This window comes from Tumebacillus permanentifrigoris (assembly GCF_003148565.1).
Lineage (GTDB): Bacteria > Bacillota > Bacilli > Tumebacillales > Tumebacillaceae > Tumebacillus > Tumebacillus permanentifrigoris.
Genome location: NZ_QGGL01000005.1, coordinates 182,774 through 207,820 on the forward strand (window position 1 = coordinate 182,774; position 25,047 = coordinate 207,820).

Consider the following 25,047-nt stretch of genomic DNA (forward strand, 5'->3'; position numbering starts at 1 on the left):
CTCACTCTCCCTCAACTACAACACAAGCCACCGCGGGCGGTGACTTGTGTGTTTGTGAAATTAGGATTTTGCGTAAGAATGCAAGCCAGAAATGACGAGGTTGACACCGACCAGCAGGAACAGGATGACAACGAATCCTGCGACCGCCATCCAAGCGGATTGTTTGCCTTCCCACCCGCGACGCAGGCGGAAGTGCAAGTAGGCGGTGTAATACAGCCACGTGACCAGCGCCCAGGTTTCTTTCGGGTCCCACGACCAGTAGGAGCCCCAAGCTTCCTGTGCCCAGATCATCGCAAACACCAGCGCCCCGAGCGTGAAGACCGGATAGCCGATCGCGACGGCGCGGTAGGACAGTTCGTCCAACATCTCCGCATCCAGACCGCGCACCCAGCCTTGAATGACCATCGACAGCGGTTTGCGGGCGATGGCACGCAGCAGGCCGTAGAGGATCAGCGACGAGATGATCGTCCAGAGGATCGTGTTGAGCTGCTGACCTGCGTCAGCCGCATGCATCCAACCCGGTGCATTGAACAGCGGCAACGGCAGGCCGAGGAAGTGCGTGGCACCGCCAAGGCTTCCACCGCTCATGCCGACCAGCGGAGGCAAGTGATAGAGGATCTCGCCCATGTCGCCCGTCACTTTCGCTTCATACCCGCCAGCGCGGAAACCCAGCGAAGTGATGACGAAGGACAAGAGCGTGAAGAACAGGTAGACGGTGAACTCCAAGAACTTCGCGGTGCGCGAAGTTTTGAGCAGATCGGTCGTCACCAGCAGGTACATCAGACCGGCTGCAAACGAGATCGTCAGAATCCCTTCACCCAGCGCTGCCGTGGTGACGTGGATGTTCAGCCAGTAGGATTGCAGGGCCGGAATCAGCGGCTTGGATTCGCGCGGGAACACAGAGGCGTAGGCGAGGATCACCAAGCCGATCGGAGCGACGAACGCGCCGAGCACAGGGACTTTGTAGAATGCGTTGATGATGACAAAAGCAAGCATGATCGTGAAGGCCCAGAAACTCATGTACTCGAACATGTTCGAGACTGGCGTGAATCCGCCGTAGATGCCACGGGTAGCAATCGCTAACCCTTGGGTGACAACCCCGAGGATGATGATGTAATACCCCCACTTGGTCCAGAAGGTGGCCAGTGTGGCGTTTTGGGCTTTGATCTTGCGCCCGGTCAGTCCGACTACATAGAGGATGGTTGCGGCTAGGTACGAGAAAAACGCGGTACCGAAAAAGATACTGGATAACTGCATCATGGCTGTTGTGGCTCCTCCTTTCGCTTCATCGACATCGGTTCGATGCCGAGTGGCACGAGCACCCGTTTCATTTCTCCGGTCATGCCGAGCCAGTTCTTGTTGGTGTTAGCCCCGATGTGCAGCACGCCCGCTTCCAAGCGTGCCCAGACACGGCGGTGTTGGAAGTAGAAGCAAAGCACGAGCCCGTACAGCACGATACCCAATCCGGTATACACGATCGGCGTACCGAGGTCTTTCTCGATCTTGAGTCCGGTCATGTGGAAAAAGTCCACGTCCTTGAACTGCATATCGAAACGGTAGTCCTTGCCGAGCATCTGCTTGACGAAGGGACCGGCCAGCGGCATCATCCATTGGCGTGCCGGTTCCGACAGATCAGGACCGGTGATGTCAAACTGGATGCCCGGGTTGTAAGGATCACGCGAGTTGGTGAACACCCCTTTTTCCGGGTCGATCTTGATATCCGGGAAGTAGTTCGCCATCGTCAGCGTGTACTCGCCAACTTTGTAGGACGGCTGTGGGTCATCGAAATTGATCGTGAACGTCCCCACCGACTTCTGGGTGGTGTTGTCGATCAAATCGATGGTGCCGACTTTGAACATCGGTTGTGGGTCGTAGCTATTCTGGTAGATATTCGCGTGTTCAAACGTCAGGTAATCGTTGACGAGCAAGTGCTTTTTCGCCATCTCCTGCCCGTTCTTGTAGACGACGGCGTCCGTTTCAAATCGCTTGACGCGCGTCTGTTCATTGTCGTAGAACTCCAGCTCGAAGCCGTTGTTTTGCACTTCAAAGCCGAGATTGCCGACAGTCTTGGTCTCGCCTTCCTTCAGCCAGATCATGTCGGTGTAGTACCAACCTGGAATCAGGCGGGAGAAGACCCCGAGGATGATCACGATCAACCCCATGTGCAGGACGTACGCGCCAAAGCGCGGGAAACGTCCTTTTTCCGCGAGCAGTGCATCGCCTTCACGACGGACTTTGTAGCGGCGTTTCTTGAGGTGTTGCGCCAACTCCTCGAGCTTGCTCTCGTCCGCATCCTCTGCGTGCGTGTAGAGCCGGTCGGTGCGAAGTGCGATGACTTTGCGGGCGACAGGTTGGTTTTTCAGGGACTTGTAGAGCGGCACCCCGCGGTCGATCGAGACGATGACCAGCGAGATCGCGAGCAAGAGCACCAGCGCGAGGAACCACCAGGAGCCGAATGTGTCAGCTAGACCGATTCGGTAATAGAAATCTCCCAATTTGCCGTAGGTATCCATGTAGTAAAATTCCGGATTGGGACTTGGGATCGCGTTGGTTTGCGGGTAGATCGTTCCGATTGCGGAGCCGACCGCGATCAATACGATGATCGTGACGCCCACCTTGACCGAGGCGAAAAAGTCCCAGACCGTGTCGAAAACGGAGGTTTGCTTCCCGTTGTTCACAGCTGTCATCTCCCAGTATTAGTCAAGGAGCGCCTTGACGTTTTGCTCAATAAACGAGTACGACATGGGCATCTCGGCTTTTTGGCGCAGAATTCCGGCCTTGTCGATGAAAAACGAAGTCGGGATCGGCTTGACCTTGTACGTTTGCGTAGCGAGGTTGCCGTCCTTGTCCATGACGATCGGGAAGGTTAGGCCCATGTTGTCCACAAATCCTTTGACCGAGACGTTGTTCTCTCGGAGGTTTGATCCGAGCACCACGACTCCTTGGTCCTTGTAAGCTTGGTAGGCTTTTTCAATGTCCGGCATCTCCTGACGGCATGGTTCGCACCAAGACGCCCAGAAGTTAAGCAGTACGACTTTCCCCTTGTAGTCTGAGAGTTTGACTGGCTTGCCATCCAGCGTCTGAAGCTGGAAGTCTGGTGCCGCCTGTCCGATCTCGAGGACGGTGGGTTCTTTTTTGGTGGATTGTACCACCGCAAACATCATTCCGATGGCCGCCAAAAACAACACGAGGATCGTGATGTTTCTAGAGAGACTCGAACGGTTCGACATATCTGACACCTCTTGTTCTGACTGAGTACACCCGCATTTTATTATACAGGAATGTATGCAAACTCTGGGCGACAGGAAGTGACATTTTTATGACAGAGAGCATAAAAGAAGCCTCTCCACGCTGGGATCGGCTTCCATAAAAATTGAATTATTGCGGACTGTTCGGAAATGTCTCGTCGATGAACGCGCGGAATTGAGCCGAAAACGTTCCCAACGGCCGTCCCTTCTCCAGCGCATCGGTATAGCCGCTAAGGAACTGGACGGCGCGCGGGTCGGATGTGATGTGGCAACTGCGGATCGTCGGGTCAAGTGTAAACACTTTGCGACGGATCAGTTGCTCATCGGCAGCGGTCACTTGCAGGTTCTGCGGCGGGGTGATGCCGATGTAGCCATCGCGTCCGACGACGAGCACCGCCGCCCCCTTCACAGCCGGGATCGATTCCAATTCATAGGCGAGGCCATGTGCCGAACGGGTCGTGACACCCGATTGGGACAGTCGGGTGTCGGTGACGACTTGGCGATGACTCGCCGGGGCTTGGTAGGCGCCATAGGATTGCATGCCTTTGTCAGTCAGCGTCTCGTTGGTCTGCCGCTGCGCCGCTTGCGGGCTGCAACCGACCAGCAGTGCGGCAGATAGGCAGAGGCAGAGCGTCGGTTTCCAGAACTGTTTCATGCATGAGCCCTCCTATTGGGTCCGTGTTTGTCCAATAGGATGCCCGGAATCAGCAGGAATACCCGATTTATTTCGCTCGCTCCACACCCGCAACCGCATACAGTCGATCGATTTCCAGCGGAGTCAGCGGGCGATACTCCCCGTAGCGCAGACGACCGAGTTTCAGGAACGCGAGTTGCACGCGCATCAGTGATTTCACCGGGTGACCGACCGCTTCACACATGCGGCGAACTTGGCGGTTGCGCCCTTCGTGGATCACGATCTCCAGCAACGTCTCGTCACCTTCCTTCTCAATCAGGCGAACCTTGGCTGGAGCGGTCATGCCATCCTCGAGTTCCACGCCGTTGGACAGCTCTTTGATCGCCTCCGGTTTGACGGTGCCTCTGACCCAAGTGCGGTAGGTCTTGTCGATTTCCTTGCTCGGGTGCATCAACCCGTTTGCCAGCGCCCCGTCATTGGTCAAGATCAACAGACCTGCCGTGTCGAGGTCGAGTCGACCGACCGGGTAGATGCGTTCCGGGACGTCGATCAGATCGATGACCGTCTTGCGCCCTTGCGGATCATACGCCGTGGTGACGACGCCGCGCGGTTTGTTCAACAGGATGTAGACTTTCTGCTCAAACGAGATCGATTCGCCATTGACTTCGATCTGGTCAACACCTGGCGTGACTTTGGTGCCCAGCTCCGTGACAACTTGTCCGTTGACCGTGACGTCCCCGGCCAATATGATCTCCTCACACTTGCGGCGGGAGGCAACTCCAGCCTGTGCCAGCACTTTTTGTAAACGTTCTTCCATCGGGACACACCCCCTCTGATTCTGAGAGTTCATTATGCAGGAAGTGGAAGAGAAAAGCAATTCTAAGCGAACATTGAGGTTGGATGGCCATGCGGCCGTACTAAAAAAAGAGCCACGCCCCTGCGGGCTGGCTCTTTTTTTCATCGCTGATTGTGTCTAAACAGTTTCGATCAGGAAGACAACTCCCGCAGTCGTACTTGCAAGTGCCTTGCAATCGCCTCCACGTTCGTTCCCGCCATGATGCTATGGTGATCTCCCGGCACGTTGACCTGCTCTAGCCTGCCGGAGACCAGTTCGCCCCACCCCAGATCGGGTTCACCGAATTGCTTGGCGAAACCATCCTCTCCGCTGAAGAGCACGACCTGACCCTCATATGGCTTGGGCTGGTAGGTGCGCAGCGCTTCATCATTCGCCTGCGTCACGGCCAATAGATGCCGCAATTGGTCTTCCCCCGTGCCACGCGGAAGCAGGCCCTGCTGCATGGCAACTTCCAGCACGCGGAGCCAGTGCTCGTCCGTAGGCGTGTCGCGCATCTGCTCCCAATCCATCGAAAGCTTCGGAAGCAAGATGCCCAGCATGACCGCTTCGTCACTTAGCCACCCCTTGCTCGCCATCTGACCGTAAGCACCGTTTCGATAAAGTGGCTGTACGCTGAAGTTCTGCGCTCGGGAATCGAGCAACGCCAGCAACGCCACCTCTTCACCCGCCTGTCGCAATTGCTGTGCCATCTCATAGGCAATGCATCCGCCCATCGAGTGCCCAACCAGGATGTAGGGACCCTGCGGCTGCTTGGATTTGACCAAGTCGATGTACTCGACAGCCATCTCCTCAAACCGATTGTGGGGGGCCGATTCACCTCTCAGCCCGCGTGACTGAATCCCGTACACCGGCTGATCAGCTCCAAGGCAGCGTATCAACTCAAAATAGCCAGTGGTATGGCCACCATAGGGATGGATGCAGAAGATCGGCGGCAGGTTGCCCGTGGTTCGGATTCCCACCAATCGGGAACTGTGGGACGACGGACCCGCTCGCAATACGTGGGCCAGCGCTTCTACCGTCGGACTTTCGACCAAGACCGCATTCGATAGACTACAACCGAAGATCTGCTCCAGACGGATCATGACACTCAAGGAAGAAAGCGAACTCCCGCCCAAGTCGAAGAAGCTGTCCGTGACCCCCACGGGTGCCATTCCCAAAATCTCTTCAAAAACCTTGACCAGTTCCAGTTCAACCTCATCTCGGGGTCCAATCACCTGCGAGTTAGGGCGGTACTCCACGTGAACCGACTCGTATTCCACCTCGGTGGTTGCTGCAACCTCGGACATCCACTCACCGTGCGTCGCCGCCGGGCGTGCTTCCAGCCAGTAACGATGCCGATCGAAGGGATAGACGGGCAACGCGATACGTCGCCGTGTTTCATGCGCGTACAGCTTCTGCCATTCCGGCGAGATGCCCGCAATCCAGAGACGCCCGAGAGTCGTCAACAATGTCGCGCAGTCCGATGATTCCGGCGTTGTAGCCAAGGTCGGTCCGGCAAATAGCACGCTCTGTTTCTTGGGGTGCCGTTGAATGACAGAGGAAAACGCCTGCCCAGGACCCACCTCCAAGAAGATGCCGCCCGGTTCCTGCAACAAGGGTTCAAGCCCCTCTGCAAACCGCACCGTTTGGCGCATATGCCGTACCCAATGGACCGGGTCCGTCGCTTCCTCGGCGGTCACCCAAGAACCCGTAACGTTTGTGATATAAGGGATTTGCGGGGGATGCAACTCGACCTGACCGACCCTCGCGTGGAACTCGTCCAGAATCGGATCGAGCATGGCGGAGTGGAACGCATGCGATGTCCGCACGCTCTTCCAGCGCAACCCTACCGCTGTAAGCTGGTCTTGCAACGCTTCCATCCGCTCTGTCGTTCCAGCGAGCACACAGGCTCGGGGGCCGTTGACAACAGCCAGATCCACACCCGCACCCAAGAATGGCTGTATCTGTTCAGGCGTGCTCTCTACCGCCAGCATGGCACCACCGGGCAGTTGCTGCACCAATTGTCCTCGTGCGGCGACCAGTTTGAGTGCATCAGGCAAGGACATGACACCCGCGAGGCAGGCTGCCACATATTCACCCAGGCTGTGCCCCATCATGGCTTGCGGCTGTACGCCCCACGTCATGAGCAACTGAGATAACGCATACTCCACCACGAACAAGGCAGGCTGCGTGATCGCGGTCTGCGCAAGTTGTTCTGCCGATCGGTCTACCTCATGAGGCTCCGGATAGAGCACCGTCCGCAGATCCAGCCCCAGCAACGGTTGCAGCAGTTGCGCACAGGAATCTACGCACTGGCGGAACTCCGGCTCAGACTCGTACAAGTCCCGCCCCATGTTGACCTGTTGCAAGCCCTGACCGGGAAATAGGAAGATCACGCGTGGACTCCCCCCCGCAGGTGTCCCCGTATATGCACGGCGCTGGGGCAGGTTCTCCAGCGCTTCCAACGCATCGGACGGACTGGCGCAGACCACGACCCGTCGATGCGGGAGATGTGTGCGTCCAACTTGCAGAGTATAGGCCACATCCGCCAGAATCACATCGGGATGTTCCCGCACGTGTTGCGCCAGATTAGTGGTCATCGCGTCCAATGCGCGCTCCGACTTCGCCGACAGCATCAGCAAATGATTCGCTCGGCCAGCACTCGTGGGCGCTTGCCCCGCCGCTTCTTCCAGAATCACGTGAGCATTGGTGCCGCCAATCCCAAAGGAACTGACCGCCGCCCGGCGAGGGAACCCTGTACGCTCCCACTCCACCCATTTGTTGTTCACCACGAACGGGCTGTTTTCCAAACCGAGTTTCGGGTTCGGTGCTTGGAAATGGAGCGTGGCCGGCACGACGCCGTGATGCAGAGCGAGAGCCGTCTTGATCAGCCCCGTCACGCCAGCGGCTGCGTCCAAATGCCCCACGTTGGTCTTGACCGAGCCGAGGAAGCAATACCCCTGATCCTCCGTGTATTTCCGGTAGGTCTGCGTCAAGGCTGCAACTTCAATCGGGTCCCCCAGCGGTGTAGCCGTACCATGCGCCTCTACGAGCCCGATGGTGCGGGGATTCACACCCGCCCGCTGGAGTGCCTGCTCGATGACATCGCCCTGCCCATCCACGCTCGGTGCCGTGTAGCCAACTTTCATGCTGCCATCGTTGTTGATGGCAGAGCCTTTGATCACAGCCCATATGGTATCTCCATCGGCCACGGCATCGGCGCGACGTTTCAGGACAACAACGGCGCCGCCACTTCCCCGTACCGTGCCACGTGCCTCGGCGTCAAACGCTCGGCAATGTCCATCGGGCGACAGGATGTGTCCTTCCTGATAGAGATACCCGGTTCCATGCGGAACCTCGATGGAGACGCCACCCGCCAGCGCCATGTCGGATTCCCCCTGCAGCAGTTGCTGGCAGGCCAGATGAACGGCGACCAACGACGTCGAACATGCCGTCTGGACGGTGAGCGCAGGACCGCGCAGGTCCAGCTTGTACGCGAGGCGTGTGGACAAGAAATCTTTCTCATTCAAGATGGTCGTCTGGAAGAGTTCTGCAGCGGTCTCGGGGTTGGTCTTGAGATGATGGAGCAGATAACCCGGTCGCCCCGTCCCGCCAATGACACCAATCCGGCCGGGATATGCCTGACTGCTGTAGCCAGCGTGCTCAAGTGCCTGCCATCCCACTTCCAAGAACAAGCGTTGCTGAGGGTCCATCATCTGCGCCTCGCGCGGGGGATACCCGAAGAAAGGTGCATCGAACAACTCCACCCCTTCCAAGGTGCCCTTGCGCTTCACATACCGAGGGTCCTGTATCAACGTTGGGTCAACGCCCGCTGCCACCAACTCTCCATCCGGCAAATCCGTCACGGACTCAACGCCTGCGATCAGGTTGCGCCAGAATTCGTCCACGCTGTTGGCACCCGGAAAACGGCCAGCCATCCCAACGATGGCGATGTCCGTGTCCGTTGCGCTAGGTTTGAACGTTCGAGGCTTTGCACGCTCGCCTTCCCTGCTCTGCGCGTCCAGCTGTTGCCCGGCTCCCTGCGAGGTGCGCAGATGATGGGCCAGCGAACGAATCGTAGGAAAGCGGAACAGATCCATCGTGGGAACGGTTAGCCCCAGCGCCTCCTTCAACCGTACCTCGACTTTCACAAGGCTTAGCGAATGTCCACCAACCTCGAAGAAATTGTCATCGATCCCCACCGCCCCAAGTCCCAACACTTCCATCCACACGGCAGAAATCTGTTGCTCCAGCGGGTTCTGTGGCAGGACTGTGCTCGCCGCAGTCGTTCGATCAGGAGGGCTAGGCAATGCTCGTCGGTCAATCTTTCCATTCGGTGTCAGGGGCCATGCATCGAGGAATACAAAGGCCGCAGGGACCATGAAGTCTGGCAGCTTGCTTTGGACATAGGCCCGTACATCTGCCACCGTTACGGCTGCTGCATCGTGCGTGATGGCGTATGCAACCAAGCGCTGGTCACCATTCGCCTCCCTGCGTGCCACGACCAACGCTTCACGAATGCCTGCATACTCCGCGATGACCGATTCAAGTTCGCCTAGCTCGATGCGGAAGCCACGAATCTTCACTTGATGATCGAGACGGCCTAAGAATTCCAAGCGACCATCGGGTAGCCAACGAGCCAGATCACCGGTCTTGTACATGCGCTCGCCTGATAGACCGAAGGGATTCGGGATAAAGCGCTCAGCTGTTAGATCAGGACGTCCGAGATAGCCCATAGCTAGGCCAACGCCCGCTATATGCACCTCACCAGCAACTCCCAGCGGCGTGGGTTGCAGGTGCTTGTCCAGAACATAGACCTTCGTGTTTGCGATGGGGCGCCCGATCGTCACGCGATCCGTTTGCGGATGCAGATGGGCAACCGTCGTGCAAACCGTATCTTCTGTGGGTCCGTAAGCATTCAGGAAGCGCCGCCCTGCTGACCAGCGCTTGACCAGTTCCAAACTGCACGGCTCGCCTGCCGTCACCAACGTCTTCAAAGTTGGAACATCCTCAGGCTGCAAAAGTGCCAGCACAGAGGGAGGCAGAGTGACGACCGTGATGGCGTTGGTGTTGATGGTATTGATGAGCGCAGAACCCGGTATCATATCCGATTTTGGCGCTAAGTAAAGGGTTGCGCCGATGCAAAGCGCTGTGAAAATTTCGGAGACAGAGGAGTCAAAACTGAAAGATGCAAACTGCAGCACCCGACTGCCTTGCTGAATCGCAAATGCTTCACTCATCGACTGCACGAGATTGGACAGCCCGAGATGCGCAAGGAGCACACCCTTCGGCCGCCCCGTGGAACCCGATGTGTAAATGACATAGGCCAGATCCGCAGGAGCAGATCTAGGTTCCGGATTGACTACTGGCTCCTGCTCGATGGTCGCCCAGTCCGCATCGAGGTACACTTGCTGCACGCCCACTGCCGAAAATTGTGCGCGCAGAGACTCTTGTGTCAAAAGCAACGCTAATCCGGAGTCTTCCATCATATAGGCGAGGCGATCTTGGGGATACGTGGGGTCCAGAGGCAAGTAAGCACCGCCGGCTTTTAAAATGCCGATGATCCCGATCACCAAGTCCGGGCTGCGCTCCATGCTAAGGCCGACGAGCTGACCCTTTTTCAGACCGATCCGGCGCAGATAGTGGGCCAACTGGTTAGCACGGTGATTGAGGTCGCCGTAGGAGACCTCGCGCCCCTCAGCTCGGAGTGCCGGCGCATGCGGCGTGCGTGCCACCTGCTCCTCAAAAAGATGATGGGCGCACGCCTCCGAAAACGGAGTATCAGTGGCGTTCCACTCCGCATAGGCCGTTTGCTCCTGCGGGGTCAGCATGGAAAGTGCATCCAAAACTTCATGGGGGTCCCGTACTACGCTGACCAACAAAGCCTGGTAATGATCGACCAGATAGCCGACGGTCTCTCGGTCCCAAAGATCCGTGTTGTACCAACAGACCGCGCGCAAGGAACCTTCCACTTCTTCGACTACAAAGTCGAGGTCGAACTTCACACTGTGTTGCTCCAACGGGTACGAGTCCAGTTGCAAGCCAGATAGATCAAGCTTGGCACCCGCAAACCCCATCCTCGCAGCGGCAACTCCCTGCATGTGCGCTAGGTGCGACTTCTGGTACGTGAAGGCAACCTGAAACACAGGACTGCGGCTTACATCACGCTGCAAACCCAGCCGCTCCACCAAGAATGGGAATGGGAAATCCTGATGATCCTTGGCTCCGACCAAGACCTGTCGGACCTGAGACAGGAACTGTGTAAATGGCGTAGCGCCGGCAAGTTGGGTTCGCAACGCACACGGGCTCGCAAAGTAACCAACGGTTCGTTCATAGCCTTGCGGAGGTCTTCCGAAGCGAGGCGAGCCAACAACGAGATCCTCCTGCCCTGTGTATCGGTACAACAAGACATAAAAAGAGGCAAGTAATACCGTGTACAGAGTAACATCCTCTTGTTTAGCCAACAGACGCAATTCCTGTGTTATCTCTTGGCTTATTTGAAAGGCAAACCCAGCACCGGAATGGGACTGTACGGGTGGTCGCGGTCGATCCGTAGGCAGATCCAAGGTAGGTGGGGCGGCCAGTTGCGTTTGCCAGTATTGCCAATGCTCCTCGCCTCGGCGATCCGCTAACATTTGCTGTTGCCAAGGGACGAAGTCCGTGTACAAAAGTCCGGTCGGCGGGAGGTCGAGTTGCATCCCGGATACACGCGAACGATAGAGAATGCCCAGTTCCTCCATCAAAATGATGAGCGACCAAGTATCTGACGCGATGTGATGGCTGTTCAATAGCAGCACATGCTCATTGTTCTCACGGGAAAAGAGGTGAACTCGGAAGACGGGACCCTTCTCCAGATCAAAGGGACGATGGGTCTCTTCGATCAAGCGAGCATGTAGCCGATCTGCGTCCCATCCCGATGCGTCCACCTGTTGAAAGTGGGCTTGGCTCTGGGCGTGGATCAGTTGTACCGGCTCTCCATCACGAACCGAATACGTCGTGCGCAAGACCGGATGTCGATCCACAAGGTCCTGCAGTGCTCCCTGTAGAGCGTTGATCTCAAGCGTCGTGCGAATTGTCCACGCCATAGGAAGTCCGTATTCTGCCCCATTGGGGTTCAAGTTCCACAAAAACCACATCGCGCGCTGACCACGGGAGAGGGCCGCGACAACTGGCCCCTCTACCGGGTTTTCCGTTTCTTTGAAGGGAATGGTGTTCGATTCCTTATCTGAAATTACATAACTCATATTGTCTCCTCCATATTCATGTACTAAGGGTCACGGCCCAATGGGGCGCGACAGGTTGGGTTCGACAAATTCCCCTCTCAGCTTCCTGGCCAAGTAATAAACATTCTAATCTTACAGGACAATACTGTCTAGAAGATTTTAAAACCCTTAAACTCGCACCTAAGCTGTGGTTTATTTTGGGTGAAGTAGCAGAAAAAAGCAAAGCCCCCCTCATCTAATGAGGGGGGCGTCCGATGCGTACTTTGAGGTCGTGCCAAGGAAACTCTTCGCCTGGGCAAGTATCCCCGTGGGCGCTCATCGATTGTGGGTCAAACTCGAACAGCGAGGCGAGACGCAACACCAATTTGACCAAGGTAAACATCTGCTCCCGAACGAGCAGATATTCCTCAGCCGGAATTGGATCATCAAAATCCCCTTCCACGCAGACATGCAAGTGATCGTCGTCGGTGAAGTCGTTCGACGGTGTCACGAGGCCGTCACGACCGACGAAAAAGTCATACCCGGCCTTGCTTCTCACGTTCGGACAGCCGGAATCATGCAACACGATGCCCGAGAACTTCATCTGCTCCCGCCCCCTTGCGTACCTCCATCCTATGCGCACAGAGGGCGAAGCGTTCACACGATCACCCGAAGAACCAGTGTGTCACGAACAGGGCCGCGATGACGCTGGCGAGGTCGGCAAGCAAGCCGACTTTGACGGCGTATCGGGCTTTGCGGATGCCGACCGAACCAAAGTAGACCGTCAAGACATACAGCGTGGTATCAGACGCCCCTTGCATCGTCGAGGCGAGCCGACCAAGGAATGAATCCGGGCCGTGCGTCTGGAAGATGTCGGTCATCACCGCCATGCTGCCCGACCCGGAGATCGAGCGCAACAACGCCATCGGCAGAAATTCCGGCGGCACCCCTAGCGGTTGCAGCAGCGGATTCAACGCGTTGACCAGCAGTTCCATCGCACCTGATTCCCGAAAGACGGTGACGGCAACCAGCATCCCGACGAGATGCGGCAACAGCGCCAGCACGGTGCTGAACCCGTCCTTCGCTCCGTCGATGAAGGTATCGTAGACAGGCACTTTTTTGATCAGATAGGCGTAGACCGGGATGAAGGCGATGATCAGCGGCAGAGACCACGCCGCAAACCACTGTGCGACTTGCATCATACCTGCCACCCGCCCTTGCGCCGTTCCCGCGCTCGGAAGTAGCGGTCAAGAAATACCGCGCACGTCGTCGCGAGGAATGTCGCGAGCAGCGTGGTGACCACGATCTGTGTCGGGTTGGTCGAGCCGTACTGCATGCGCAGGCCGATGACCGTCGCCGGGATGATCGTCAGTCCTGATGTGTTGACGGCAAGCAAGGTACACATCGCGTCAGACGCACGATCTTTGTGCGGGTTGAGGTCTTGCAATTGTTGCATCGCTTTGAGGCCGAGCGGCGTGGCGGCCGAACCGAGGCCGAGCATGTTGGCGCTCATGTTGGCAACGATCGAGCCCATCGCCGGGTGGTCCTTGGGCACTGATGGGTACAAAAAGCGGGCCAGCGGGTAGATCAGCTTGGCGAGTGATTGGACGAGGCCCGCTGCCTCTGCGATCTTCATCAGCCCCATCCAAAACACGACGATGCTCAGGAGACCGCCACAGACGATCACACCTTGCTTGGCTCCACCCAGCACCGCCTCGGTCACGACGTCGATCCTGCCGTTCAGGGCGGCGACGATCACACCCGTCACGAGCAAAATCACCCAGATCGCATTGATCATGCGGGTTCCCCCTCCCTCTTCGTCAGTTCTGGATCACACCGCTGATCATCGATTTGAAGCGTTCCCAGAACGTTTTTTCCCGCACATCCTTGGCAGCGACGAGCGGAACGATGCCGAGAAGTTTGTCCTCGTAGTACACCTTCAGCTCCCCGACTTTCTCCCCCGCGACGACCGGTGCCTTCAGATGATCGTCGAGAGTCATCTCCGTGCGCAGTTTGTCCTGCTCATCACTGCGAATCGGATAGTTGAACTCATGACCGACCAACACATCAACCTGTGTGTCCACCCCACCTTCGAGCGGCAGGGTTTTGACCACATCGTTCTCCTTGGCGATCGGCAAGTTCTTGTACTTCATGAACCCGTAATCAAGCAGGCGTTGGTGATCGACCCAGTCGCCTGAGGCGTCGAGGGTGACGACAGCAACTTGGCGGTCATCGACGGTGGCGCTGGACACGAGGCACCGCCCCGCCGCTTTGGTGTAGCCGGTCTTCACACCGTCCGCACCGTCGTAGCGGTTGAGCATTTTGTTTTTGTTGTAGAGTTTGCGGTCATAGTCCTGGCCGGGGTAGGGAATCGTCTTGACCTTGGTGGAGACGATCTCCGCAAATGTCGGGTTGCGCAATGCGTAGGCCGTCAGGATCGCCATGTCGTGTGCGGTGGAATAGTGCTCTTTGGCATCGAGGCCGTGAGGGTTGGCGAAGTGTGTGCCTTTGAGTCCAAGTTCTTCGACTTTGGCGTTCATCATCTCGACGAATTTCGCTTCTGACCCCTTGCCCGCTGCTTCCGCTACTGCGGTGGCGGCATCATTGCCAGAACGTAGCATAACGGCGTAGAGCAGGTCGCGGACCGTCTGCTTTTCGCCGACTTTTAGATAGATCGACGAGCCCTCCTTGCCAGCGGCTCGGCTGGAGACGGTGGTCTGCGAGTCGAGATCTATTCCTGATTCGATGACGACGATGGCGGTGATGATCTTGGTCAGCGAGGCGATCAGCATCTTGTCATCGCCGCTTTTTTCGTACAAAAGACGACCGGTCTGCACATCGATCACCGCGGCGGAGCGGGCGCTGATGGCAACTTCTCCCGCATAGACATTGTTGGTGGCAGGTGCGACATCGACATAGGTGGTAGCCGCCGGATCATGGGAGGCCCCCACGGAAATCGGCAGTAGCGTCACACCGACGGCGAACGTGAGCGTGGCCGCGAGCACTTTTGCTTTCATCTAGTCCTCCTACTCTCTCCTCAGATTTTCCCTGTGTCCTATCTATATGAGAGAAAGTTCGGAGTATGTACAGGCCGTTGCTTTTACGACTTGCCAAGCCTGCTCATTCGCAGTACGATAACCAAAAGCATCAAGGGGGAATTCTCAAGATGACCATCCAGGTAGGACTCGTTGGATATGGATTATCCGGTTCCGTGTTTCACGCGCCGATCTTGCAGGCGGTGGAGAACCTGCACCTCTCAACGGTCGTCTCGTCGAAGCCTGACACCGTGTTGCAAGACCTGCCAGATGTACGCGTCGTACCGACCCTTCAGGACTTGCTGGACGATGACGAGATCGGCTTGGTGGTGATCACGTCTCCGAATACCACACACTACGAATACGCGAGAGACGCCATCCTCGCCGGCAAGCATGTGATTGTGGAAAAACCGTTCGTCGTCACGTCTGAGGAGGGCGATGCCTTGGTGAAGTTGGCGCGCGAGCAAGGGGTGCTGCTGAGCGTCTACCACAACCGCCGCTTTGACAATGACTTTTTGACGGTGCAAGAACTGTTGCAGACCGGGTTGTTGGGCGAGCTCCTCTCGTATGAGGCACACTTCGACCGCTGGCGCCCGCAGGTACAGGTGCGCTGGCGGGAGCAGGATGTCCCCGGTTCTGGGACGCTCTACGACCTTGGGTCGCACCTGATCGACCAAGCGCTGGTGTTGTTTGGTACGCCGCGCACGGTATTTGCGGACTTGAAGATTCAGCGTGAACATGCCGAGACGATCGATTCGTTTCATGTCGTCTTGAACTACGACCGCCTGCGTGTGACCTTGCGCGCATCGGCTCTGGTGCGGGAAGCCGGTCCACGGTATATCTTGCACGGCACCAAGGGCAGCTTCCGCAAGTTCGGCATCGATTCCCAAGAGAACGCCCTGCGCGCGGGGCAAGCTCCTGGCGATGCCGGTTGGGGCGAGGATCGGCCCGAGTGGTATGGAACGATCACCACCGATGTCGGCGGGTTGACAGTAGAAGGTCGCATCCCGACACTGCGCGGACGCTATGAGTCGTACTACGAGCAAGTCGCCAGCGCGATCCTGACGGGTTCCGCACTGCCGGTCACCGCTGCTGAGGCTCGCGACACGATCCGCGTGATTGAATTGGCGATGCAAAGCCACGCGACAGGACAAGCGATGGCTTTCAACTAACGAGAGCGCTCTGAACGCAAAAAAGACGCCCCTTTATCAAAAGGGGCGTCTTTTCCATACGTTGTCTAGCAGTCGCCTTGTTGCTGTTGCTGCGCATTGCCTGCTTGCTTGTTCTTGCTCATAAAACCACCGCTCGAACCTGTCGCACCTTGAATTTGGCCACCGCCACTTTGTTGCTTGGTGTTCTTGTTCATCATCTGCGAGATCTTGTCCACCATTTGCGGGGCGAGTTCGATCAGTTTTTCATACATTTGATTCGGGCCTTCGGTGGACAGCATTTTCACTTGGCCGTTGCCGACGACGAGGAAACCGATCGGAGTGATCGAGACCCCACCACCTGCACCGCCGCCAAACGGAAGTTCGACATCTGCGTGGTCCTTCTTGCCAGCTTCGACTTCTGGATCAAACTCCGACCCACCCGCTGCAAAACCAAAGCCTACTTTGGATACCGGCAAAATGACGCTGCCATCTGGAGTCTCGACCGGATCGCCGATGATCGTGTTCACATCGACCATTTCCTTGAGATTCTCCATCGCTGTTGACATCAGCCCTTGAATCGGATGCTCCGCCATTTGATCCCCTCCATCACCCATAAGATCACCAATGTAAGTCCTGCTATCATAGTCTTTCCGGGGCAAAAACGGATTATGCAAGTAAACTCCGACCGAAAACCCTTCGCCCGAAAGTGTGGTTGCACATCGTACACGATGCGGCTTTCGACGGTGAAATAGCGGTAGAGGACACCGCTACAAACACCCTTGAGCCCCCAGCCTAGTCCGGTCAACCAACCGGTTTGCGCAGCGTCACCCGTGCCAAACTTGGTCTTCCATGTCGTCTGTTCCAAGCGAAACGATCGCGTCAACCGACGGATGGCACGCTTGTACTTCCCTATTCGTTTGCGGACGTCGTTAAGTTTACGCATCCCTTTGTCAATTTCCTCGATGGTGAGAGTCACCCAGCCTTTTTTGCTCTCTGGCATCTGATGGGCCGGTTCTTTTTTGATCGCGATCTTTCCGGTGCGTTCCATGAGGGCGACGACTGGGATGTCATAGCCGAGCCGCACGATTCCGAACAGGGCACGCACGCCCAGATGCAACCGGTCATCCATGCCTTCGCGCTTGAAGTGCACTTCGACGCGCACAGGCAACAAAAGCAGGATCACGATCACCACCGAGAGCCCCAGCAGGAGCCCCCAACCCCAGGTCATGGCCGCCTTCCTCCAGACATTCAGATTCCGTCTTAGCTTGCCCACTAAGTACCAGTTCATACAAAAAAGCCCGAGTCCGCAAGCGCGGCTCAGGCTTCTTTATTCACTAGGAAATGGTTCGGGGGTCTGGAAGAGCATGTGCTCCTCCTCTTCCAATGCCTCACTGGGCACGAAGGCGGGCGGCGGTGGCAGTTCTTGGAGCGCACCGAGCCCGAAGTGCTCGAGAAATTCCTTGGTCGTGCCGAACAGGATCGGGCGTCCTGGCCCTTCGGCGCGGCCAACGCCCTTGATCAGTTGCTTGGAGATCAAGGTGTTGATCGCACGCTCCGACTTGACCCCACGCACTTCTTCAATGCCGGAGCGAGTGATCGGTTGCTTGTACGCCACGATCGCCAACGTCTCCAGCGCAGCTTGCGAGAGCACGGAGGTCTGCGGTTCGTAGGCGTACCGCTCGTAAAACGGGACGTGTTCGAGGCGCGTGGTGAGCTGAAACGCACCCGCCACCTCAGCGATCTGCAAGCCTCGCTGCTCCCGATTGAATTCCGTTTGCAGGTCGTAGAGCAAATCCAACGCATCCTCGACGGAAATCTCCAAGATCTGAGCGACTTGCTTCGCTTCCATGCCTTCGCTGCCGCTGACGAAGAGCAAGCCTTCGATCACGGCTTTCCTCTCTCTGGCATCCACTTTCATTCCACCCTTACTTTCACAAACTTACTGCGCTTCGATCAAGATGTCGTCAAAGAGGTGATCCTGTAGACAGATCACCTTTTTCCCCTTCATCAGTTCGAGCAGCGCGAGGAACGTGACCACGATATCTGAGCGACGGTAAAAACTGCCGAGCAGTTCAGAGAACCGCACGCGACCTCCGTTGAAGATCATCAGATCCAGCACTTCCTGCATCCGGCCCTCCACAGAGATCTCGTCGCGTTGAATGCCCGCAACATACTCGTCAGGCTGGGCCTTGGCGAGGGCTTTGCGAAACGCATCGAGCAAGTCGAACAGCGTCACACCCTCCACCGGATTCGGTTCGACCTCGGGAATCAAGTGCGTCAAATTCTCCGGCGGGCGGGTCAAGACGCGATTGCGTTTCTCCTCGCGGTCGCGCAGATCGTCGGCCAGTTGCTTGAATTTCTTGTACTCGATCAAACGCTCCATCAGGGCTTGGCGCGGGTCATAGTCGAGGTCTTCCTCGTAGTCGATCAAGGGAATATCCATCTCGATCGGACGCGGCAACAACAGACCGGACTTCATCGCGAGCAACTGAGAAGCCATGACCAGAAACTCACTGGCGAACTCCAAGTTCAGCTCCTGCATCGTGTGCAAGTAGGAGAGGTACTGATCGGTGATCCGTGCGATCGGGATGTCGGTGATCTCGATCTCCGACTTGTCGATCAAGTGCAGGAGCAGGTCAAGCGGACCCTCGAAGGAATCCAACTGTAGATTCAGCGCCATCATCTACCGTCTAGACCCATCCAAACAGGCCGATGATCAAGGTCGCCAATACGTGGAAGATCGGAGACAGCACGGTGTCGAACAGCCCCAAGAAGATAAACAGCAGGAGGATGAACGAACCGTACTTCTCAAACGGTGTCAGGTCATACGCGACCTTGCGCGGCAAGAGGTCGCGCAGAATCCAATAGCCGTCCAGCGGCGGAATCGGAATGAGGTTGAACAGGAACAAGTAGAGGTTCAAACTAAATGTCACGGACATGAATTGAAGGAAGAAGCTGTGCCAAGCCGTATCGGTGATCCAGTTGTGTCGCTCCATCGCCATGAGCAGACATGCGAACACGATCGCGATGATCAAGTTGGCAACCGGACCCGCCATCGTGGTCAAGATCGTGCCTAGTCGCTTGTTGCCCTTGAAGTTCTGTGGGTTAAATTGCACAGGTTTCGCCCAACCGATCGGCGCGAACAAGATCATCAGTGTCCCGATCAACTCCATATGAGCGATCGGATTCAGCGTCAAACGGCCCTGTGCTTTCGGCGTCGGGTCGCCCAACCGGTACGCAACAAACCCGTGTGCAAACTCGTGAACGGTGATCCCGATCAGAAACGCGAGCGCACGAAACAAAATTTCATTCATATCCAAACCACTGAAAAACATTACATGCCCTCCTTTTGCCAGCCAAAACACCAATTGTTTCTGGGCAAATAAGTTCTAAATTATCATACCATACCCTCAAGCCACATGGCGAAGAGTTTTGCGCTGTTGGAGCGTTGTCAGGCGTCATTCTGTGATGTGTATTCAGAGGAGAACCCATGTAGTCTCAGGGAATCTGGTGTCCGTGCGAGGGTCATTTCTTTTCACGCACCCCTTTTTTACAACTCAATTATAGTATAAAATGATCCTATATGGAGTAAGGAGGAATCATGCCGTGTCAGAAAGATTGACTGAAATTTTGAATAGCATGGAAGTTCTACATCAGTCTGTCCCCGAGGATGCCTGCATGATCCTCGCAGATACAGAGAAAGTGCTCTGTTGTTTGCCTGGAAAGCAACTCAACCTTGGAGTTCAAGCAGGGATGAAGTCCGAACTGTTTGAAGGCACTGTCACACACACGGCATTAATTACCGGGAAACGTTTACAGGACGAGCGCGGTCCAGAGCGCTTTGGCGTCTCCTATATCTCGACGGCCATTCCAATCCTCGAGAACGGCAAGGTCGTCGGCGTGTTCTCGACGATCGTTTCCAACAAAAAAACAGACATGCTGCGTCGCGTCGCCAACGAACTCTCCAGCTCACTCCATGAAGTTTCCGCCTCGACAGCAGATGCTACCACCGCTTCACATGACGTCGCAAGTCGCCTCGGCAAAGCATCCGAGGTCAGCACGGATTTGTCCAAACAGATCAAAAATGTCAGTGAGATCCTCTCCTTTGTTCAGGAGATCTCGGATCAATCCCATCTGCTCGGGTTAAATGCCGCCATCGAAGCGGCAAGAGCTGGCGAGCACGGCCGTGGGTTCTCCGTGGTAGCTGATGAGATTCGCAAGATGGCGGAACGCAGCAAAAGCGCCGTCATCGGCATCCAATCCCTGCTGAATTCGATTCAAGGATCGATCGTGGAAATTGACGATAACATTCAACAACTGGCATCCTTTACCGAGGAACAGTCCGCGAGTATGGAGGAAGTCCAAACCTCATTCGAACAGATCAGACAGACGTCAAACGGTCTCGTCGTTGCGATCAAGGAACTCGACAGATAAAAAAGGCTGACATCCACTAGCGGATGTCAGCCTTTTCACATCTCAATCCCCCGCTGGGAAGGTGAATGTCGGTGGATCAACAAAGGTCGGCCCCGTCTCCACGGTGACTTGGGTGTGTTGTTCCAACTTGATGGTTTTCGGGTCGCCGCTGAACAGCTCTCCGTTGACGTATACGCGATCTGCCTTGAGTTCCTTGCCCCAGATGTTGTAGAAGTTCCCTAGTGTGAACTCCCGCACCTGCGGCGATTCGACGTGAATGACGCCAGTTGCATCATGAGTGTGGAGCCAATAATAGCAAGCGTTGTTGCCATTGCCGATGCCGTTGGGCACGGTGACTGCCTTGCCGTCCTCGAAGATGGAGAGATGGGCGTGGTTGTGAATGGCACTGCCTTCCATACTCTCACAGGCGATGCCGTCAATAGGTTCTGATGCTGCAGCCCCACGAATGGTTCCCCAGATCAGACCCACGAGCAACAAGACGATAACCCCTCCGAACACCCAAGGGAGCATGCTCTTCCGTTGGGCTTTCGGTATGTGTTTCGCAGAAGCAATATTGGGTTTTTTCTTTTTGGAATTCGGTTTTTTCGCCATGCTGAATCCCCCTTGTACTGGCTATCCGTGTATTATATCATACCAGTCACGACACGAGAGGGGATTCTGAGGCTGTTAGCTCCACAGTGTCAGCAGCACCGAGTTTACGAGAAACACAACGACATGGTAGCCAACCTGAATCGCCAAGAGCTTCATCCCCCGGCCTTCAAACAGGTAGTTGATCAAGGTCGCCATCGTCACGACGAGCGCAAGCAGCGCAGCGACGAGCAGGCCATCTGCCACCGTCTGCGCATTCGTTGCGTGCAGGAACAGCGCGAGTGTCAAACTGTTCACGATCGAGACGACAACCGCCCCGATCATCGGCCCAGTTGAACTGACCATGTCTTCCTTTTTCTTTTGAATCAGATTCATCCAGACGTTGCCGAACAGAACCGGCGAGTACCACAGCGATCCCACGACCATCCCGATCACAGTCGCCACGAGCACCGCCCAGAGGTTCAAGGTTGAAAAGTCAAAACTCATGTTGGTAGTATCTCCTTCACGATAAATAGAATAGAATCATTTTATCATTGTAAATCATAGAGTGCTTATGTGTCAAAAATAAACAAAACCGTGTCTATGTTCTCCTTTATTTCGATCTTCCTTCTCCTACCTGGACTTGCTTTTTCGTGAAGCTCAGCTGGAGTTATTTTTCTCAAGAGATGAGATCGACGAAGCAATTTTCCAATTTCCAAACTCGAAGAAGTTGGAGAAGAAATCAATTGTCTCTCCTCACGTACTGTTCATAACGCTGTTCGCATCCTCATGATGTTCTTGTCCTTCTTAGCACGAGAGGGATACAATATTCCACTCAAATACCGCTCCAAAATTGGAATAGAGAGTTAACAGATATGTGCGACAGGATGTGTTCCAAAACGAAAAAAGAGCAACCTTGTCATGGCTGCTCTACTTATTGCTTATCTAATCTTGCAGCACCTTGAACACAAAACCTCCCTTTAGAGGTTCCGCTGATGGTACTAACTGCCCTTGAAGTGATAGTCTCTCCCCTGTTATGATTCTTCGCACACGTTCTTGAGTGAGGCTCCGTGCGTACTGATCCCCGGTTTCAGGATTCCCTTGTTCGATCAAAATGAACCGTCGATCTGCACCCGTTTCACGGTTCAACTCCATGACTGCATGTGCCGTTGTACCTGAACCAGCAAAAGGGTCTAAGACGATGCCTTTCGGTGGACACCACAACTGAATGATTTTTTTAATCAGCTTCAACGGCTTAACCGTTTGAAACTGATGTCCTTTGCCCATGATCGCGTTAATTTCATTGATTCCCGTTTGACTGTGGCCGGACTCCTTGTATCCCCAGGATTGAACACCGATCCTTTCAGACTCCTCGTATTCTTCATCCGCCCAATAGGTGAAAGGAACTTTCCCTTGTCTAACGTCCTTCAAATAGCATTTCATCGCGGGGCGCCCCTTCCCTTTGGATGCGAAATAGAGAACCGGCCATGCATGGTGGTCACGCAATTTCTCTACCCTTTGACGAGTGGCCACAATGCGCGGATCATGAAAGACTTCATCACTTTCCACTACGAAGTTGTTGTCGAGATTCTGTCTGGTGGGAATGTTCGGAGTCGGAGCTTTGTGAAGCACCAGTGCTTTAGCTCGCCCATCCTGCAAATATCTTTCCTCATAGCGGCAGCCCCACGCTTCGAGCCATTCCTTCATCTTCGACTTTGGATGTGACCATGCCCGACAGCCGGGATAATGCAACGCTCCGGTAAAAGGAGATTGAATCGCATATCGATCTTTCTTAGCAGGAGTGGATGCGGTAGGATCAGAACTTCTCCAATCTCCTACCGAGTCGTGATCTGGGTTTTTGTATTTTGAGTTCATCTCCTCGTCACGCGAAAGCAATCCTGTTTTGGCCTTTTCTTTTTCACGAGCATAGACCAAAATGTACTCCGTGGCGCTAGATACATGTCTGCTGTCATTTTTAGGAGCATACGATTTCTGCCAATTGATGATTGCGATCCGGTTTCGTTCACCAAACACGTTATTCATCATCAGTCCGAGCTGAAACAACTCCTTGTCATCTATACAGATCGCAAGAATACCACCGGGCTTTAACATCTCGTGCATCATCTGCAGACGCGGTCTCATCATGTCCAGCCAATTTGGATGGCGTGAACTGCTCTGTGTATCGCCTCCATCCCACTTGTCGTTATATCGAAAGCTCTGCCCCGTGTTGTAGGGTGGGTCGGTGACGATGAGATCGATTTGTCCAAAGTGCTGGTGGAGCTCCCTCATGGCTTTGATGTTGTCTCCCTCAATCATCATGTTTTTCGCTTGCTCTACTTTCGAACCCACGCACAATTCACGAATGATCCTCATTGCAGAATCGTACCCGATTCCCTTTTCCCGACATTTAGACCGGGGATGCGGAGATTTCTCTCATTCAAATAGTCCAACATCTCCGAATGAGGATACTTCCTTGCAAATTCCACAAAGGAGAGTTTATGTAAGTCCTCGAAGATTACGGGAAGTTCACTTTCATGATCCCCCACTCTGAACAGGGGGCCAAAGCACTGAATCAATTCATACTCTGTCGGATCTTCCGTGGGTGCTACAAAATGAATCTCCAAGTCACCATCGAAGATCGTGATGACAACTTTCTCCGAAACGAGCACACCTTTTATTTTGAATACCCCGTCATCGTCTTCATTGCCCCATCTCACCGTCACGACTTTTATTGGCTTCCCCATGCTCGATCCCACGCGATTCCCCCTCCTCTCTGCTCGCTTCCAATTCCTTAGCACGATCCCAATCGCCATTTTGGAAGGCAGCCCACGACCAGACACGGTATAGCTCTGTGCGGTCTGGATGCTGGGTAGGTAGCAACTGATTCGCTTGTTCGCAGACTTGTATGGCCGATTCATGCTGATCTAATTTTTCGTACAATTTTGCCAGCCTCAAATAGGCAAACCCGACCTCGGACGAGTTCTCCTCCTGCGTGCCCTGAATGGAACTCCATACCGCTTCAATTTCCTTTTCAGTTTCATTCTCTTCCTCTAAAAATGAAGCGTACTTAGTGCGGATATCCTCACCAAGAGCAAGTACACCTAAACCCTCACAAATGCCGACTGCGCGTTCTGCATAGCTACTCGCCTTCCAATGATCGCCCGTACTCTGATAGGCCGCGCTCATATGCATGTACAGATCTGCGATTGAGTTCAGGTCTGTGGTTTTGTCGTTGAGCCTTGCTGCACGTTGGAAGCAAGAAATGGCTTCCTGATCTTGGTTTATGGCTTGGTAGCAAATCCCAAGCTTTACCAAGAGTGGGATCAATAACACCCGATTCCTTACATTCGATTTCTCAACAGCCTCGACAGCCCGTTTCCAATGACGCAGGGCAAATGCGTAGCGTTGCAGTTCAAATTCGATTTCTCCAAGAAGTTTGAGAGCACCAGCCAGTTGGTACTTGCCCTTTGTCAGTGCCGCCTCTTCCAAGACTTCATGAAGAAAAGAGTACGCTTGGTCATATGCCTTCTCGTGGAGGTAGCATTCAGCTAGGTCGATCTTGACTTCCGCCGAAGGAGTCCTCGTATCCGGCTCCATCAAAACTTCTTCAAGAAGCTCTACAGCGGTGCGGTATTGTTGACTGGCGATAAACCCCCGTGCCATTTTGTAATTGCTGGAGACTTTCATATTGAGATTGGCATCTGCCATCAAAAACTCCAACGAGACGTCAAGCCGGTCCGCGATCCCGACCAAGATGTCATGGGACGGTCGTGCTCGTCCACTCTCCACCTGACTGATCATGCTAGGTGTGCAAATCCCTTCAGATAGTTCCTGCTGTTTCAACCCTTTTTTCATGCGAAGTTCTTTGATGCGTTGCCCTAGAACGTTGATATTCAACAGAATCACCTCACATCGGTTTATGAGATGAGTCTATATTTGAT

The 25,047-nt window shown here is 55.1% G+C and carries 22 protein-coding genes; 2 read left to right on the top strand and 20 right to left on the bottom strand.

Going from position 1 to position 25,047, the window contains the following annotated elements; all coding sequences use genetic code 11:
- Window positions 1–60 precede the first annotated feature (60 nt).
- From ccsB to C7459_RS07420, 10 genes are all read right to left on the bottom strand, one after another.
- On the bottom strand, window positions 61–1,260 hold the full coding sequence (gene ccsB, locus C7459_RS07375; RefSeq protein WP_109687923.1) for a c-type cytochrome biogenesis protein CcsB: 1,200 nt from the start codon (window positions 1,258–1,260) through the stop codon (window positions 61–63).
- A complete protein-coding gene (resB, locus tag C7459_RS07380) occupies window positions 1,257–2,678 on the bottom strand; it encodes a cytochrome c biogenesis protein ResB (RefSeq protein WP_170119338.1) in 1,422 nt (473 codons plus the stop codon). Before resB ends, ccsB begins: the two co-directional genes overlap by 4 nt.
- An 18-nt stretch (window positions 2,679–2,696) precedes the next feature.
- Window positions 2,697–3,230, bottom strand: a complete 534-nt coding sequence (gene resA, locus C7459_RS07385) for a thiol-disulfide oxidoreductase ResA (RefSeq protein ID WP_109687928.1) — start codon at window positions 3,228–3,230, stop codon at window positions 2,697–2,699.
- Between the two features lie 148 nt (window positions 3,231–3,378).
- Complete coding sequence (locus C7459_RS07390) at window positions 3,379–3,903, bottom strand: YhcN/YlaJ family sporulation lipoprotein (protein ID WP_109687930.1); 525 nt, start codon at window positions 3,901–3,903, stop codon at window positions 3,379–3,381.
- Window positions 3,904–3,970: 67 nt separating this feature from the next.
- Window positions 3,971–4,699 (bottom strand): pseudouridine synthase, encoded by a 729-nt coding sequence (locus C7459_RS07395; RefSeq protein ID WP_109687931.1) that lies wholly within the window; start codon window positions 4,697–4,699, stop codon window positions 3,971–3,973.
- A gap of 170 nt (window positions 4,700–4,869) precedes the next feature.
- Entirely contained in the window at window positions 4,870–11,961 is a 7,092-nt protein-coding gene (locus tag C7459_RS07400; protein ID WP_109687933.1) for a hybrid non-ribosomal peptide synthetase/type I polyketide synthase, read from the bottom strand.
- A 214-nt stretch (window positions 11,962–12,175) separates the two neighbouring features.
- Window positions 12,176–12,523 (bottom strand): peptidoglycan recognition protein family protein, encoded by a 348-nt coding sequence (locus C7459_RS07405; protein WP_109687935.1) that lies wholly within the window; start codon window positions 12,521–12,523, stop codon window positions 12,176–12,178.
- Between the two features lie 61 nt (window positions 12,524–12,584).
- Window positions 12,585–13,121 (bottom strand): spore maturation protein, encoded by a 537-nt coding sequence (locus C7459_RS07410; RefSeq protein WP_109687937.1) that lies wholly within the window; start codon window positions 13,119–13,121, stop codon window positions 12,585–12,587.
- Window positions 13,118–13,717: a nucleoside recognition domain-containing protein gene (locus C7459_RS07415; protein ID WP_109687939.1), complete on the bottom strand. Its 600-nt coding sequence runs from the start codon at window positions 13,715–13,717 to the stop codon at window positions 13,118–13,120. Before C7459_RS07415 ends, C7459_RS07410 begins: the two co-directional genes overlap by 4 nt.
- Before the next feature lie 22 nt (window positions 13,718–13,739).
- Complete coding sequence (locus tag C7459_RS07420; RefSeq protein ID WP_109687941.1) at window positions 13,740–14,936, bottom strand: D-alanyl-D-alanine carboxypeptidase family protein; 1,197 nt, start codon at window positions 14,934–14,936, stop codon at window positions 13,740–13,742.
- Window positions 14,937–15,085: 149 nt separating this feature from the next.
- Here C7459_RS07420 and C7459_RS07425 point away from each other — a divergent pair, with 149 nt between their 5' ends.
- Window positions 15,086–16,126, top strand: coding sequence for an oxidoreductase (locus tag C7459_RS07425; RefSeq protein ID WP_109687943.1), 1,041 nt, complete (start codon window positions 15,086–15,088; stop codon window positions 16,124–16,126).
- A gap of 65 nt (window positions 16,127–16,191) precedes the next feature.
- Here the strand turns inward: C7459_RS07425 and ytfJ are convergent, their stop codons facing one another.
- From ytfJ to C7459_RS07450, 5 genes are all read right to left on the bottom strand, one after another.
- Window positions 16,192–16,698, bottom strand: coding sequence for a GerW family sporulation protein (gene ytfJ / locus C7459_RS07430; RefSeq protein ID WP_109687945.1), 507 nt, complete (start codon window positions 16,696–16,698; stop codon window positions 16,192–16,194).
- Window positions 16,671–17,333 carry a DUF2953 domain-containing protein gene (locus C7459_RS07435; RefSeq protein WP_170119339.1) on the bottom strand — a complete coding sequence of 221 codons (663 nt, stop codon included), beginning with the start codon at window positions 17,331–17,333 and terminating at the stop codon, window positions 16,671–16,673. The genes ytfJ and C7459_RS07435 overlap by 28 nt, the downstream gene beginning before the upstream one ends.
- A 99-nt stretch (window positions 17,334–17,432) precedes the next feature.
- The gene (scpB, locus tag C7459_RS07440) at window positions 17,433–18,017 is read right to left on the bottom strand and encodes an SMC-Scp complex subunit ScpB (RefSeq protein WP_109688120.1); all 585 of its coding nucleotides are present in this window, start codon (window positions 18,015–18,017) and stop codon (window positions 17,433–17,435) included.
- 27 nt (window positions 18,018–18,044) lie between these two features.
- Complete coding sequence (locus tag C7459_RS07445; protein ID WP_109688122.1) at window positions 18,045–18,785, bottom strand: segregation and condensation protein A; 741 nt, start codon at window positions 18,783–18,785, stop codon at window positions 18,045–18,047.
- Window positions 18,786–18,795: 10 nt separating this feature from the next.
- Entirely contained in the window at window positions 18,796–19,440 is a 645-nt protein-coding gene (locus C7459_RS07450) for a site-2 protease family protein (protein WP_109687950.1), read from the bottom strand.
- Between the two features lie 271 nt (window positions 19,441–19,711).
- On the opposite strand from C7459_RS07450, the gene C7459_RS07455 reads away from it, so the two are divergent.
- Window positions 19,712–20,539 (top strand): methyl-accepting chemotaxis protein, encoded by an 828-nt coding sequence (locus tag C7459_RS07455; protein WP_170119340.1) that lies wholly within the window; start codon window positions 19,712–19,714, stop codon window positions 20,537–20,539.
- Window positions 20,540–20,581: 42 nt separating this feature from the next.
- Here the strand turns inward: C7459_RS07455 and C7459_RS07460 are convergent, their stop codons facing one another.
- From C7459_RS07460 to C7459_RS07480, 5 genes are all read right to left on the bottom strand, one after another.
- Window positions 20,582–21,130, bottom strand: a complete 549-nt coding sequence (locus C7459_RS07460; RefSeq protein WP_109687954.1) for a hypothetical protein — start codon at window positions 21,128–21,130, stop codon at window positions 20,582–20,584.
- 75 nt (window positions 21,131–21,205) lie between these two features.
- Window positions 21,206–21,613, bottom strand: coding sequence for a DUF1761 domain-containing protein (locus C7459_RS07465; protein ID WP_109687956.1), 408 nt, complete (start codon window positions 21,611–21,613; stop codon window positions 21,206–21,208).
- Between the two features lie 438 nt (window positions 21,614–22,051).
- Window positions 22,052–23,479 carry a site-specific DNA-methyltransferase gene (locus tag C7459_RS07470; RefSeq protein WP_170119341.1) on the bottom strand — a complete coding sequence of 476 codons (1,428 nt, stop codon included), beginning with the start codon at window positions 23,477–23,479 and terminating at the stop codon, window positions 22,052–22,054.
- Window positions 23,476–23,862, bottom strand: a complete 387-nt coding sequence (locus C7459_RS07475) for a hypothetical protein (protein ID WP_146200967.1) — start codon at window positions 23,860–23,862, stop codon at window positions 23,476–23,478. The genes C7459_RS07470 and C7459_RS07475 overlap by 4 nt, the downstream gene beginning before the upstream one ends.
- Complete coding sequence (locus C7459_RS07480) at window positions 23,807–25,003, bottom strand: helix-turn-helix domain-containing protein (protein ID WP_109687960.1); 1,197 nt, start codon at window positions 25,001–25,003, stop codon at window positions 23,807–23,809. Before C7459_RS07480 ends, C7459_RS07475 begins: the two co-directional genes overlap by 56 nt.
- Window positions 25,004–25,047: the final 44 nt, after the last annotated feature.

Coding starts and splice junctions, on each gene's coding strand:
- ccsB (WP_109687923.1), bottom strand. CDS start 1,260: ATGATGCAGTTATCCAGTATCTTTTTCGGTACCGCGTTTTTCTCGTAC.
- resA (WP_109687928.1), bottom strand. CDS start 3,230: ATGTCGAACCGTTCGAGTCTCTCTAGAAACATCACGATCCTCGTGTTG.
- C7459_RS07390 (WP_109687930.1), bottom strand. CDS start 3,903: ATGAAACAGTTCTGGAAACCGACGCTCTGCCTCTGCCTATCTGCCGCA.
- C7459_RS07395 (WP_109687931.1), bottom strand. CDS start 4,699: ATGGAAGAACGTTTACAAAAAGTGCTGGCACAGGCTGGAGTTGCCTCC.
- C7459_RS07400 (WP_109687933.1), bottom strand. CDS start 11,961: ATGAGTTATGTAATTTCAGATAAGGAATCGAACACCATTCCCTTCAAA.
- C7459_RS07405 (WP_109687935.1), bottom strand. CDS start 12,523: ATGAAGTTCTCGGGCATCGTGTTGCATGATTCCGGCTGTCCGAACGTG.
- C7459_RS07410 (WP_109687937.1), bottom strand. CDS start 13,121: ATGATGCAAGTCGCACAGTGGTTTGCGGCGTGGTCTCTGCCGCTGATC.
- C7459_RS07415 (WP_109687939.1), bottom strand. CDS start 13,717: ATGATCAATGCGATCTGGGTGATTTTGCTCGTGACGGGTGTGATCGTC.
- C7459_RS07420 (WP_109687941.1), bottom strand. CDS start 14,936: ATGAAAGCAAAAGTGCTCGCGGCCACGCTCACGTTCGCCGTCGGTGTG.
- C7459_RS07425 (WP_109687943.1), top strand. CDS start 15,086: ATGACCATCCAGGTAGGACTCGTTGGATATGGATTATCCGGTTCCGTG.
- ytfJ (WP_109687945.1), bottom strand. CDS start 16,698: ATGGCGGAGCATCCGATTCAAGGGCTGATGTCAACAGCGATGGAGAAT.
- C7459_RS07435 (WP_170119339.1), bottom strand. CDS start 17,333: ATGACCTGGGGTTGGGGGCTCCTGCTGGGGCTCTCGGTGGTGATCGTG.
- C7459_RS07445 (WP_109688122.1), bottom strand. CDS start 18,785: ATGGCGCTGAATCTACAGTTGGATTCCTTCGAGGGTCCGCTTGACCTG.
- C7459_RS07450 (WP_109687950.1), bottom strand. CDS start 19,440: ATGTTTTTCAGTGGTTTGGATATGAATGAAATTTTGTTTCGTGCGCTC.
- C7459_RS07460 (WP_109687954.1), bottom strand. CDS start 21,130: ATGGCGAAAAAACCGAATTCCAAAAAGAAAAAACCCAATATTGCTTCT.
- C7459_RS07465 (WP_109687956.1), bottom strand. CDS start 21,613: ATGAGTTTTGACTTTTCAACCTTGAACCTCTGGGCGGTGCTCGTGGCG.
- C7459_RS07470 (WP_170119341.1), bottom strand. CDS start 23,479: ATGAGGATCATTCGTGAATTGTGCGTGGGTTCGAAAGTAGAGCAAGCG.